Source organism: Streptomyces sp. JK94 (assembly GCF_053613315.1).
The window spans coordinates 346,339-357,951 of the sequence record NZ_JBSICH010000007.1; the positions used below are offsets into that span (position 1 = coordinate 346,339).

Annotated in this window: 12 protein-coding genes; 6 read left to right on the forward strand and 6 right to left on the reverse strand. The window is 74.4% G+C overall.

From position 1 onward, the window contains the following. Positions 1-339 precede the first annotated feature (339 nt). From ACVV2G_RS08170 to ACVV2G_RS08180, 3 genes are all read right to left on the reverse strand, one after another. A complete protein-coding gene (locus ACVV2G_RS08170; protein WP_453841919.1) occupies positions 340-711 on the reverse strand; it encodes a DUF6479 family protein in 372 nt (123 codons plus the stop codon). Positions 712-776: 65 nt separating this feature from the next. Then, on the reverse strand, positions 777-1,655 hold the full coding sequence (locus ACVV2G_RS08175) for a serine hydrolase (RefSeq protein ID WP_453841920.1): 879 nt from the start codon (positions 1,653-1,655) through the stop codon (positions 777-779). Between the two features lie 97 nt (positions 1,656-1,752). Further along, positions 1,753-2,715 (reverse strand): LysR family transcriptional regulator, encoded by a 963-nt coding sequence (locus ACVV2G_RS08180; protein WP_453841921.1) that lies wholly within the window; start codon positions 2,713-2,715, stop codon positions 1,753-1,755. Between the two features lie 85 nt (positions 2,716-2,800). On the opposite strand from ACVV2G_RS08180, the gene ACVV2G_RS08185 reads away from it, so the two are divergent. Both ACVV2G_RS08185 and ACVV2G_RS08190 read left to right on the forward strand, forming a co-directional pair. Beyond that, positions 2,801-3,838 (forward strand): CE1 family esterase, encoded by a 1,038-nt coding sequence (locus ACVV2G_RS08185; RefSeq protein ID WP_453841922.1) that lies wholly within the window; start codon positions 2,801-2,803, stop codon positions 3,836-3,838. 336 nt (positions 3,839-4,174) lie between these two features. Then, on the forward strand, positions 4,175-5,809 hold the full coding sequence (locus tag ACVV2G_RS08190; protein WP_453841923.1) for a penicillin-binding transpeptidase domain-containing protein: 1,635 nt from the start codon (positions 4,175-4,177) through the stop codon (positions 5,807-5,809). A gap of 218 nt (positions 5,810-6,027) precedes the next feature. Here the strand turns inward: ACVV2G_RS08190 and ACVV2G_RS08195 are convergent, their stop codons facing one another. The 3 genes from ACVV2G_RS08195 to ACVV2G_RS08205 form a co-directional block, all read right to left on the reverse strand. Beyond that, positions 6,028-6,306: a twin-arginine translocase TatA/TatE family subunit gene (locus ACVV2G_RS08195; protein WP_453841924.1), complete on the reverse strand. Its 279-nt coding sequence runs from the start codon at positions 6,304-6,306 to the stop codon at positions 6,028-6,030. A gap of 76 nt (positions 6,307-6,382) precedes the next feature. Beyond that, complete coding sequence (locus ACVV2G_RS08200) at positions 6,383-6,838, reverse strand: tellurite resistance TerB family protein (protein ID WP_453841925.1); 456 nt, start codon at positions 6,836-6,838, stop codon at positions 6,383-6,385. 65 nt (positions 6,839-6,903) lie between these two features. Continuing rightward, on the reverse strand, positions 6,904-7,749 hold the full coding sequence (locus tag ACVV2G_RS08205) for a sporulation protein (protein WP_453841926.1): 846 nt from the start codon (positions 7,747-7,749) through the stop codon (positions 6,904-6,906). Between the two features lie 300 nt (positions 7,750-8,049). Here ACVV2G_RS08205 and ACVV2G_RS08210 point away from each other — a divergent pair, with 300 nt between their 5' ends. From ACVV2G_RS08210 to ACVV2G_RS08225, 4 genes are all read left to right on the forward strand, one after another. Continuing rightward, positions 8,050-9,390 (forward strand): hemolysin family protein, encoded by a 1,341-nt coding sequence (locus tag ACVV2G_RS08210; RefSeq protein WP_453841927.1) that lies wholly within the window; start codon positions 8,050-8,052, stop codon positions 9,388-9,390. After that, positions 9,387-10,409, forward strand: coding sequence for a hemolysin family protein (locus ACVV2G_RS08215; RefSeq protein ID WP_453841928.1), 1,023 nt, complete (start codon positions 9,387-9,389; stop codon positions 10,407-10,409). The genes ACVV2G_RS08210 and ACVV2G_RS08215 overlap by 4 nt, the downstream gene beginning before the upstream one ends. 413 nt (positions 10,410-10,822) lie before the next feature. Next, positions 10,823-11,176, forward strand: coding sequence for a MerR family transcriptional regulator (locus ACVV2G_RS08220; RefSeq protein WP_453841929.1), 354 nt, complete (start codon positions 10,823-10,825; stop codon positions 11,174-11,176). Positions 11,177-11,401: 225 nt separating this feature from the next. Then, positions 11,402-11,605 (forward strand): cold-shock protein, encoded by a 204-nt coding sequence (locus ACVV2G_RS08225; protein WP_003975194.1) that lies wholly within the window; start codon positions 11,402-11,404, stop codon positions 11,603-11,605. The last annotated feature ends 8 nt before the right edge of the window (positions 11,606-11,613 follow it).

An 11,613-nucleotide genomic window follows, 5' to 3' on the forward strand; every position in this document is an offset into this window, starting at 1 on the left:
CCAAAGAGCTGGTGAGCACTGATCCCGCGCCGGCACGCGGGTGCTCCCCAGTGAAGGTCCACGGCCGCCACCGCGCACGCCGGAGTCCGGCGGTCGGGTGAGCCGTGCGGCGCGCCGAGTGCGGGGAGGAGGGAGGGGAGGGGAGGGGGGGCGGGCCTTGCAGTCCGGTGGCGGGGCGTGGGGGCGTGGCGGGGTCAGGCCTGCCGGGTCCGGCGAGGAGGGGAGGCCTGTCCGTTCCGGGAGGAGGGGAGGCCTGTCCGGTCCGGGAGGAGGGAGAGGCCTGTGCGGGGTGGGAGGAGGGGGCGGCCTGTGCGGGGTGGGGGGCGCCGAGGGCCCCGGTCACACGTGACCCGGCCCGCCGCCGCCGAACGACCCGCTCGACCCCGGCAGCCAGCGGCGGCGGTTCTGGTCCTCGCCCCGGCGGCTGCCCGAGTGGTGGAGTTGGTACGGCATGAGCCGCGGGCTTCCGTCGGCCGCCAGCGGGATCTCGTCCGGCTCCCGGATCTCCCGTTCCTCGTGCACGGCGCCGGTGCGGGGGAGTTTGCCGTGCTCTTCGGCGTGGGGGCGCTCGGATTCACGTTCCATGACGTTCAGGCCCATGCGCACGGCCCAGATCAGCACGCCGACGATCACGAGCCCGCCGATGAAGGCCACCGTCATGTTCACCGCGTGCGAGGACGCGGCCAGCAGTTCATACGTTGCCGTACTCATGTTCTGATTATGTACCCCAAATGGGATAAAGCGCCACGAATGCCCGGTTGTCCCCCGCGCCCTCCTCAGGGCGCGCGCAGCGCGTCCACCGCGATCCGGGCGGCCGTGCCGATCACCGCGTCGGCCGCCGGGAGCGTGGCCGCCGTGTGGGCGGTGCGGGTGAAGACGGCCACGGCGTAGCGGCCGCCGTCCGGGTACTCCACGACGCCGACCTCGTTGCGCAGCGTCGGCAGGGTGCCGGTCTTGCCGGCCACGTGGACGTCGTCGAAGGGGAAACCCGAGGCCAGGCGGTGCGGCCACACCTGGAGGCCCATGACGCGGCGCATGGCGGCGCCGTACTCCGGCGGGCCCGTCTCGTCCCGCCAGAGGGCGGCGAGCAGCCGGGTCATGTCCCGGGGGGTGCTGCGGTTGGTGCGGGCCGGGTCCAGGGCGCGCAGCCGGGTGATGACGCGCGGGTCGGTCAGCGCCCGGGCGCCGGCCGGGCCCGCGTCCTCGCGCATGGTGTCCAGCATCTCGCCGAAACCGTGCACCATCCGCGTACGGGTCAGGCCGAGGCGGGCGGTGGTGCGGTTGACGGCGTCCAGCCCGACCCGGCGCAGCAGCAGTTCGGCGGCGGTGTTGTCGCTGACGGACATCATGAGGAACGCCGCGTCGCGCAACGACAGCCCGACCGGGTCGAGCATGGCGGCGAGCCCCGTCTGCCCCGGGGTGCGCCCGGCCGGCGGGCACTCGACCCGCTCGGTCAGGTCCAGGGCCCCGGCCGCCGCCAGCCCGTGCAGCGTGACCAGGACGCACACCTTGTGGACACTGGCCGTGCACACCGGTTGGTCCGCCCCGGCCTCGACCTGCGCACCGGAGTCGATGTCCACGGCGTGCACCCAGCCGGTGACCCCGGCGTCGGCGAAGGCCGCGTGCAGACGGCCGGACACGGCGATGTCCTTCATGGCCGGTCCTCCGGTGCCGGGCGGGGGCGCGGGGGTGCGGCGGGCGCCCGGCCGGCGCCGGGGGCCGGGTGGGGGCGGCCGGGGGAGGCGGTGTCGGTCAAAGCCAGAACTCCGATGCCGGGCGAAGGTGCAGGGGCCGGGCGGGTGTCTCGGCGCGGGCGCCGGCCGTGGTGCGCAGGGCGTGCGTGGCCGCGTCCGCGAAGGCGCCGACGGCGGCGTCGCCGCGCCCCTTGGGCCAGGCCACGGAGTGCCGCCAGGCCGGCGCCGCCCCGGCCAGCGGACGCCAGACCAGGTCCCGTTCGGCGGGGGCCGCGAGGTGGGTGTCGCGGGGGCCGAGGGCGACGGCGCCGGCCGACAGCACCAGGCCGCGGACGAAGCTGGCACCCTGGCCGTGCCGTACGGCGGCGGGGGTGTAGCCGCCCCGCGCACAGGCGGTGAGCAGGTCGTCGTAGACCGCGGGGGCGTGGGTGCGCGGGAAGAGGACCAGGTCGTAGCCGCTGAGAGCGGCGAGCGGTACCTCGTCGAGGTCCGCCTGGGGGGCGCCGCGCGGCAGCAGCACGCCGAGGTCGCGGCGCAGGACCGGGCCCAGCTCCAGGCCGGTGACGTCGCAGGGGTGGTGGATGAGGCCGACGTCCAGTTCGCGGGCGGCGAAGGCGGTGAGCTGCTCGGCGGTGGACAGCTCGTGCAGCTCCAGTTCCAGGCCGGCGTGCCGGTGCCGGAAGTCCGCCAGCAGCGCGGCGACGGTCTCGCCCGAGATGTCGGGGGACAGGGCGGCGCGCAGCAGACCGGTCTCGCCGTCCCGGATGCGGCGCGCGGCGGCCAGGAAGGAGTCGGAGCGGTCGAGCAGCGCACGGGCCTCGGCGAGCAGCAGGGTGCCTGCCTCGGTGATCGTCACCTGGCGGCTGGTGCGCTCGAAGAGCCGGACGCCCAGCGCCTCCTCCAGCCGCCGGATGCGCTGCGACAGAGGGGGCTGGGCCATGCCGAGACGGGTCGCGGCACGCCCGAAGTGTGACTCTTCTGCAACAGCCACGAAGCACTCCAGGTGCCGCACCAGGTCCACGACCAGTAATCATATCGGGGATTGATCGATCCGACATCCATATCAATCTTGGACAGGAGCCCGGTGGGGTTGCTCTGCTCGGGGCATGCGCTCCCTCCGTTACCTCACGCTCCGCCCTCGCCGGTGGCCCGGCGCGCTCGCCCTCGTCCTCGTCCTCCCCCTGGCCGGCTGCGCCGCCGCCGAGCGCCCGGACCCGGCACCACCGGCGAGCGGCCCGTCCACGGCCGGCGGCGGCACGGCCGGCACGGCGCCGGACGTCCGCGCCCGGCTGCGGGTGGACGGCGGCACCCGCGAGTACCTCCTGCACCGGCCCGCCGCGGGCGCCGACGACGGCCGAAGGCCGCTCGTCATCGCCTTCCACGGCCGCGGCGCCGACGCCGCCGAGCTGCGGGCGAGGAGCCGGCTGGAGAGGGCCGCCGGGGCGCGCGGCATGCTGGTCGCCTACCCCGAGGGCCTCGACAACGGCTGGGGCGCGGGCACGCGGGCGACCGAGCGGCGCCCGGACCCCGGCCTCGACGTGCGGTTCACCGAGGCACTGATCAAGCACCTGGTCCGCACCGAGCGGGCCGACCCGGAGCGCGTCTACGCCACCGGCTTCTCCAACGGCGGCTCGATGGCGCTGCGCATGGCCGCACAGCGGCCGGGCCTGCTGGCGGGAGCGGCCTCCGTCTCCGGGCAACTGCCCGCGGGCACCGCCGCGGTCGAGCCCTCCGGGCCCGTCCCCGTCCTGGTCGTCTACGGCGCCGACGACCCGGTACGGCCCCTGGAGGGGTGGCCCTCCCCTCCGCCGGACCCCGAGGAGCCGATCATCCCCAGCCTGTCGGCCCGGGACAGCGCGGAGGCGTTCGCCGTCGCGGGGGGCGCCGGCGAACCGGTCACGGAGGAGAAGAAGGGCTACGACCACACCGTCTGGCACCTCGCGGGCCCACCGGCTTCTCCGGCCTCTTCGGGTTCTCCGGCCTCACCGCGCGATCCGGCGGCCACCGTCGAACTGCTCGTCGTCCACGACGCCGGCCACACCTGGCCGGGTTCGGACGTCACCCCGCCCAGGGGCTTCGGCCCCACCAGCAAGGCCCTGAACGCCACCGACACGATCCTCGACTTCTTCACCGACGAGTCCTGAACCGAACCGAACCGAGCGGGCCGAGCCGAACCGAGCGGGCCCAGGCCGAACCGAGCCGGCCGAGGCGCCGAGGCCGAGGCCGAGGACGAGCCGGGCCGACCCGAACATGCCGCCCCGCCCGCCCCACCCGGCCCACCCGGCCCCGGACCCGGCACGAGGTCCGGCTCAGCACCCGCCAATGACCGGTCACCCGCCGGGAGCCCCCCACGAACAGCCGTCCCCCACGAACAGCCGTCCCCCACGAACAGCCGCCCGCCCCCACGAACAGTCACACCCCACGAACAAACGCCTCCGCCGAACAGCCGCCGCCCCCGCCGACAGACAAGGAAGCCTCCGATGCCGGACCTGCCCCACGTCACCTCCCCCCGCCGCCGCGGGCCGCGCAACGGCGTGCGGGCCGTCACCGCCGTGGCGGTCGTCCTCGCGCTTGCCGCGGGCGGCTCCTACGCGGCCGGCCTCGGCCCCTTCTCGCGGGACGACGACGGTCCCGACCCCGCCGCGATGAAACAGGCCCGCGCCTTCCTCGCCGACTGGGCCGCCGGGCGCCTGCCGAGCGCGGCCGGCCGCACCACCAGACCCGACGCCGCCCAGGAGGTGCTGCAGAGCTTCACGGCGGGGCTCGACATCGGCAAGCCGGGGCTGACGGCGGCGGGGGAGGCGGTGGAGGCCGAGGACGGCACCCTCGGCGTCCCCTTCACCGCCCGGATGCCCATCACCGGCCTGGGCACATGGACGTACACGTCGCGACTGCCGCTGCGCGAGCAGGACGACGGCGGCTGGAAGGTGGACTGGCGGCTGTCCCTGGTCCATCCCCGGCTCAGCGACTCGGAGAAGTTCCGGCTGGAGCGCGAGGAGACGACCCCGCCCCAGGTCACCGACCGGAACGGGACCTCCCTGACGGGCGGCGGGCACCCGTCGCTGACCCCGCTCCTGGGCCGGCTGGCGGGCGGCGCCGACGGCGGACCGCGGGGCGCCGTCGAGCTGGTCGACCGGGTCACCGGTGAGACCGTGCGCACCGAGGCGTCCTTCGGGAAGGAGCCCGACCCGGCGACGGACGGCCGGCCCGTCCGCACCACCCTGGACGCCACCTGGCAGTCCGCCGCGGAGGAGGCCCTCACCGAGGCCGGCGGCAAGAACGCCGCTCTGGTCGCCCTGCGCATCGACGACGGCGAGGTCCTGGCCCTCGCCAACTCCCCCTCCACCGGCTTCAACCGCGCCGCCTCCGGCACCTACGCCCCCGGCTCCACCTGGAAGATCGTCACCAGTGCGGCCCTGCTGCTCAAGGGCGCCGTCAGGCCCGACGACGTGGTGGACTGCCCCAAGTACCTGACCGTCGGGAAGGAGTTCCACAACGTGGAGACCTCCGAGCACCCCGGCGCCACCTTCCGCAAGGACTTCACGGAGTCGTGCAACACCGCCTTCATCAGCCTGCGCGGCAAGCTCGACGACGGGGAGCTGGGCGAGGTCGCCCGCACCTACTTCGGCGTCGGCCAGGAGTGGCACATCGGCATCCCGACGTACGACGGCTCCGTGCCGGTGCCGAAGGACGAGACGGAGAAGGCCGCGTCGATGATCGGTCAGGGCCGGGTCCAGGCCAACCCCCTGATCATGGCGTCGGTGACGGCCACCGCCGTCTCCGGCGAGTTCCACCAGCCGTCCGTCACCGCCGGGGCCACGGACGAGACCCGCACCGAGCCGCTCCCCGACGAGGTCGTCACCCGGCTGCGCGAGCTGATGCGCGCCACCGTCACCGAGGGCACCGCGCGGACGCTGGCCGGTCTGCCCGGTGGGATCGGCGCGAAGACCGGCACCGCCGAGGTGTCCGAGGACCAGGACAACAACGGCTGGCTCGTCGCCCACCGCGGCAACGTGGCCGTCGCCGTGGTCGTCGAGGAGGGGGTCACGGGCGGCGGCTCGGCGGGCCCGGTCGTGCGCAGCCTGCTGTCCGCCGTACCGGACGACCCGTCCTGAGCCGGTGCGCAGCCTGCCGTCCGCCGTCCGGGCCGCCCCGTCCGGGCGCCCCGTGCGCCCCGTCCTGGGGCCGCCTGAGCCGCCTGAGGCGGGTACCCGGGCGCGCGGGGAGCGCTCCCCGGGCCGTCGGGCACGGCGGGCGCGGCATCACGAGCGTGAGGACGACCGTCGGCGCACACGGCGGAGCCCCGGTGAGGCCGGGCGGGTGGGACGGGCCCTCAGCCCCGCGGGAGGTCCCGGTCGCCCGGCGCCGGGCCGCCACCCCCGCCACCCCCGGTACCCCCGGCGTCCTCGCGCCGCACCGTCTCGCCCCGGACGACGCGCGGCGCGTCCCGGTCCTGTGCCGGTGACCGCTCCTCGTCCTTCATCGCCCGGGCCTCGGCCTTGAGGATGCGGGCCGACTTGCCCGCCGAGCGGGTCAGCTCGGGCAGCTTCTTGGCGGCGAGAACGGCTATGACGACGATGAGCAGGATCGCCAGCTCGCTCAGTCCGAACACGGCACTCCCCTGGTGAACGTACGGTGCGGACCCGCGGCGCGGACCCGCTCGGAATCTACGGCACGGCCGCCGGGCGTCAGAGGTCGAACTCGTGCGGCGGCAGGTCCAGGGCGAAGCACGCCTCGCGCACCACGGCCCGCTCGTCCTTGTCGAAGTCGCCGTCGGCGCCGCCGATCACGATGCCGATCTGCACCACCGCCCGCGCCTCGGCGGGCTTCTTCTTCGCCTTGGCGATCTCCTGCAGCACCTCGACCCTGCCGAGGGCGAAGTCCGCGGTGAGCTTGTCCAGGTTGCCCTCGAAGCGGCGGCGCAGATCGTCGGCGGGGAAGTTGCGCAGCGCCTCGTTGGTCGCGATCAGCTGGGACACCCGCTGCCGCTCCGACGGGTCGACGCTTCCGTCGGCCGCGGCGACCAGCGCGCACATCGCCATGCTCGCGTCGCGGAAGGCGCCGCTCTCGAGGTCGTGCTTCTTCGCCACGAGTTGCGTCTGCATCTGCGACGCGGACTCCTTGAAGCGGTCCCACAGGGCCATGAGAACTCCGTACGGATCGGAAGCGGACTCTTCTACAGTTCTGTAGAAGTTACCAGTCCGCCGCGTCACCCGGCCCGCGGAACGGACAGGTGCCCGCCGTCGTGGCCGTAGACCGCGTGGGAGCCGTACGACGCGCGGTGCTCGACCAGTTCCCGGACCCAGCCGTCGACGAGGGCGTTCCAGTCCAGCGGCCCGGCCGGCCCGTCGTGCGGGACGGTGTAGCGGCTGAGGGCGTCGTGGCCGTCGGAGCAAGGGCCGCCGCGCTTGTCCGCCTCCAGCACCACCTCCAGGGCGCCGGGCAGGGCCAGGAAGGTCAGCTCGATCTCGTTGACGTGGTCGGCGTACCGCGGGGGCGGGGAGAGCTCGATCTCCTGGCGGAAGGGCAGCCGTTGCCCGGTGCCGCCGATGCGGCCGTACTCCAGGCCCGCGGAACGCAGGCCGAAGCCGAGCTGCCCGAGGGCCCCCAGGACGGCCTCCTGGGCCGGCAGGGGCGTCACGGCCAGCGGGTCCGGGTCGCCCCGGCCCGTGGTGCCGGCCGCCGCCAGCTCGGTGCGTACGCCGAGCGCGACGTCCGGCGTGCGGCCGGGCAGCTCGGTGACCGGCGTCTCCCAGGGCAGGGGCACCGAGAAGGGCACGCTGTGCCGCTCGCCCGCGGCGAGCCGGAAGGCCCCGCCCGCGGTGTGCCGGCCGAAGGCGACCTCGTCCCCGCCGTCCCCGGGTCCGGCGGGCGAGGCCCCGACGCGGGCCACCAGCTCCAGCGCGACGTGCTCGACGTCGTGGCCACCGGGGCCGCCGACGAGGTCGACCCGGCCCGACAGCACGCCCCCCGGCCGGGCGGCGCCCGGGTCGAGGACCGTGTCCACCGTGGGCCCGCCCACGGCGAGGGCACCGGGCAACCGCTTGAACACCATCGAGGCGTGCACTCCTTCACGTGGGCGCGGGAAACTACCGTGCGGGGGCGCCGTGCGGGGAACAACCGGAACCGTCCGGCCGTTCTCTACAGGCGAGTAGAAGCATAGGGGTCGAGGGACTCCCTATCTTTTTGCTCGTCCTTTACCATGAGGGGGAAAGCCCCCGGGCAGCCGGCTCGTACCGGCGCCCACCGACCCCGTTAAGGAGTCCCGTTCCGTAATGGAGCCTCCCAGTACCGGCCGTGGCACGGCCGGCCCGCAGATCCCCCGGTATGCGCGTGAGGGAAGCGGGGTGGCACGGTGACCGAGGTCCTGCTGCTCCTGCTGGCCCTCCTGCTCACCCTGGCCTGCGCCCTCTTCGTCGCGGCCGAGTTCTCCCTCACCACCGTCGAGCGCGGTGACCTGGAGCGTGCCGCGGAGTCCGGCGAGCGCGGTGCCGACGGCGCCCTGAAGGCCGTCCGGTCCCTGACCCTCCAGCTCTCCGGCGCCCAGCTCGGCATCACCGTGACCTCCCTGGTCATCGGCATGCTGGCCGAGCCGTCGATCGCCGTGCTGCTGCGCGGCCCGCTGACGGCGATCGGCCTGGGCGGTGCCGCCTCGACGGTGGCGACCGTGCTCGGCGTCGTCGTCTCCACCGTCGTCCTGATGGTCGTCGGCGAACTCGTCCCCAAGAACTGGGCGATCTCCCGCCCGCTGGCCGTCTCGAAGGTCGTCGCGGGCCCGCAGCGCGGCTTCACCACCGCCTTCGGCCCCTTCATCCGGCACCTGAACAACACGGCGAACCGCTTCGTGCGCCGCTTCGGTCTGGAACCGGCCGAGGAGCTGGCGTCCGCCCGCAGCCCCGAGGAACTGGTCGCCCTGGCCCAGCACTCGGCCGCCGAAGGCACCCTGGAGGCGGACTCGGCCGAGCTGTTCGTGCGCACCCTGCACCTGAGCGAGCTGACCGCGGAGAACGTCATGACCCCGCGCGTGGACGTCAAGGCCCTGGAGGCCCACGCCACCGCCGCCGACGCCGCCAACCTCTCGCACGCCACCGGCCTGTCCCGCTTCCCGGTCTACCGGGACAGCCTCGACGAGGTCGTCGGCACCGTGCACATCCGCGACGTCCTGGCCCTGGAGCCGGAGCGGCGCCCCTCCACCCCCGTCACCGAGCTGGCCACCGCGCCGCTCCTGGTGCCGGACAGCCTGCCCGCCGACCGCCTCCTGGAGCGCATGCGCCGCGCCCGCACCATGGCCGTCGTCATCGACGAGTACGGCGGTACGGCGGGCGTGGCGACCGTCGAGGACATCGTGGAGGAGGTCGTCGGCGAGGTCCGCGACGAGCACGACCCGGTCGAGATACCGGACCTCCTGCCGGCCCCCGCCGAGTCGGACGGCCGCGCGGCCTGGGAGGCCGACGGTTCGCTGCGCCTGGACCGGCTCGCCCGGATCGGTCTGACCGCACCGGACGGGCCGTACGAGACGCTGGCCGGCCTGGTCGCCACCCATCTGGCGCGCATCCCGGCCAAGGGCGACGTCATCGACCTGGACGGCTGGCGCCTCGACGTCCTCGACGTCGACCACCACCGGGCCGACCGCCTCCGCGTCACCGCGCCCGCGCCCGCCCCCTCGGCCGGCCGGACGCCGGAGGTGGCCCGATGACCGCCGTACAGCTCTTCATCGGCGCCCTGACGCTGCTGACCAACGCGTTCTTCGTCGGCGCCGAGTTCGCCCTGATCTCCGTACGCCGCAGCCAGATCGAGCCGCGCGCGAAGGCGGGCGACAAGCGCGCCCGGATGACCCTGTGGGGTCTGGAACACCTCTCCGCGATGATGGCCACGGCCCAGCTGGGCATCACCGTCTCCTCGCTGGTGCTCGGCGCGGTCGCGGAGCCGGCCATCGCGCACCTGATGGAGCCGGTGTTCGAGGCGGTCCACATGCCGCACGCGCTGGTGCACCCGGTCGCCTTCGCGATCGCCCTGGCACTGGCGACGTACCTGCACATGCTGATCGGCGAGATGATCCCGAAGAACATCGCGCTGGCCGCCCCGGCGACCACCGCGCTGTTCCTCGGCCCGCCGCTGGTCGCCCTCACCCGGGCCCTGAAGCCGTTCGTCTTCGGCGTCAACGCCGTCGCCAACACCCTGCTCAAGCTGCTCAGGGTCGAGCCGAAGGACGAGGTCGAGGCCGTCTTCACCGACGACCAGCTGGCCCGCATGGTGGTGGACGCCAGCGAGGCCGGCCTGCTGACCCCCGCCGACGGCGAGCGGCTGCGCGACGCGCTGGAGCTGGGCACCCGCCCGGTCGGCGAGATCCTGGTCCCGGCACCGAGGATGCGCACGGTCGCCCACACGGTCACCCCGGCCGAGCTGGAACGCCTGGCCGCCGAGGCGGGCTACTCCCGCTTCCCGGTCACCGGTCCGGGCGGCACGGTCCTCGGCTACCTGCACATCAAGGACACGCTGGGGCTCACCGACCGCGACGCCCCCTTCCCGCGTTCGGCGCTGCACCGCGTCACCCGGGTCCGCATCGACACCCCGCTCGACGACACCCTCACCGCCCTGCGCACCGAGGACAGCCACCTGGCCGCGGTCACCGGCGAGACGGGCGCGGTCCTGGGCTTCGTGACGATGGAGGACGTCCTGACGGAGCTGGTGGGTCCCGCCGCGGCGACCTCGTGACCTGAGCCGCGGACAGGGGACGCGGGGCCGCAGGGCGCCCGCGACCGTCTCTCCCGGCGTCACCGCCCGTGGCCGTCTCCCCGGCTTGACCGCCGGGGGAGACGGCCACGGGCGCGTGGGCACTGGTCCCCGCCGGTGCCCGCCGGTGCCCACCGGTGCCCGCTGGTCCCCGCTGGTGCCCACCGGTGCCCGCTGGTGCCCACCAGTCCCCACCGGAGCCTCTGGTCCCCGCTGGTGCCCACCGGTCCCCGCCGGAGCCGCGCACGGCCGCCACCGGGCCGGCCCGCCCCGCCCCGCGGATATACGTTCGCCGCGACAGCTTTCCGCCGGGCGCGACTAGAGTTCGGGTGTGGGGGGAACCGGTTCCCCCGCGGCGGGCCGTGTCCTTCAGCGGTCCGCGGGAAGGCACGTGCATGTCCCCGGAGAGCAGGCTGGACGCCGAAGGCCGGCCGCAGGCCGCCGACCGGCTCGACGACGACCAGTACCCGGCGTACACCATGGGCAGGGCGGCCGAGCTGATCGGCGCCACGCCCGGTTTCCTCCGCGCCCTCGGCGAGGCGGACCTGATCAGCCCGTCGCGTTCGCAGGGCGGACACCGCCGCTACTCGCGCCGGCAACTGCGCCGCGCCGCGCGCGCCCGCGAGCTGGTCGACCAGGGGACGCCCGTCGAGGCCGCCTGCCGCATCGTCCGCCTCGAGGACGACCTGGAGGCGGCGCTGCGCATGAACGAGGAGCTGCGCCGTGGGGCCGAACGGCGCGATGAGTGAAAAACTGATACCGGTGAAACAGATATTCGCCGGGAGCCGGAAAACTATTCCGCGATGAAATCTGCGGGCGTTTCCTTTCCCTTGCCGCCGGTGCATTCCGTGCTAGGCTGGACGTCAGTTGCAGTTGTGGTTGCCATTTGTGTTACCGGTTTTTCCGGGCAGGTGATCGCCGCAGCGAGTGAAGGCCCGCGAGGTGCGGGCCTCAACACTGCCTAGGAGAAAAACATGGCTTCCGGTACCGTGAAGTGGTTCAACGCCGAAAAGGGTTTCGGTTTCATCGCGCAGGACGGCGGCGGCGCCGACGTCTTCGCCCACTACTCGAACATCGCCACCCAGGGCTTCCGTGAGCTCCAGGAGGGCCAGCGCGTGAACTTCGACGTCACGCAGGGCCAGAAGGGCCCGCAGGCGGAGAACATCGTTCCCGCGTAACGCGCGCA

Excerpts from the sequence above, each read along its gene's own strand:
- ACVV2G_RS08170 (WP_453841919.1), bottom strand. The coding sequence starts at position 711 with ATGAGTACGGCAACGTATGAACTGCTGGCCGCGTCCTCGCACGCGGTG.
- ACVV2G_RS08175 (WP_453841920.1), bottom strand. The coding sequence starts at position 1,655 with ATGAAGGACATCGCCGTGTCCGGCCGTCTGCACGCGGCCTTCGCCGAC.
- ACVV2G_RS08185 (WP_453841922.1), top strand. The coding sequence starts at position 2,801 with ATGCGCTCCCTCCGTTACCTCACGCTCCGCCCTCGCCGGTGGCCCGGC.
- ACVV2G_RS08190 (WP_453841923.1), top strand. The coding sequence starts at position 4,175 with ATGCCGGACCTGCCCCACGTCACCTCCCCCCGCCGCCGCGGGCCGCGC.
- ACVV2G_RS08200 (WP_453841925.1), bottom strand. The coding sequence starts at position 6,838 with ATGGCCCTGTGGGACCGCTTCAAGGAGTCCGCGTCGCAGATGCAGACG.
- ACVV2G_RS08205 (WP_453841926.1), bottom strand. The coding sequence starts at position 7,749 with ATGGTGTTCAAGCGGTTGCCCGGTGCCCTCGCCGTGGGCGGGCCCACG.
- ACVV2G_RS08215 (WP_453841928.1), top strand. The coding sequence starts at position 9,387 with ATGACCGCCGTACAGCTCTTCATCGGCGCCCTGACGCTGCTGACCAAC.
- ACVV2G_RS08220 (WP_453841929.1), top strand. The coding sequence starts at position 10,823 with ATGTCCCCGGAGAGCAGGCTGGACGCCGAAGGCCGGCCGCAGGCCGCC.
- ACVV2G_RS08225 (WP_003975194.1), top strand. The coding sequence starts at position 11,402 with ATGGCTTCCGGTACCGTGAAGTGGTTCAACGCCGAAAAGGGTTTCGGT.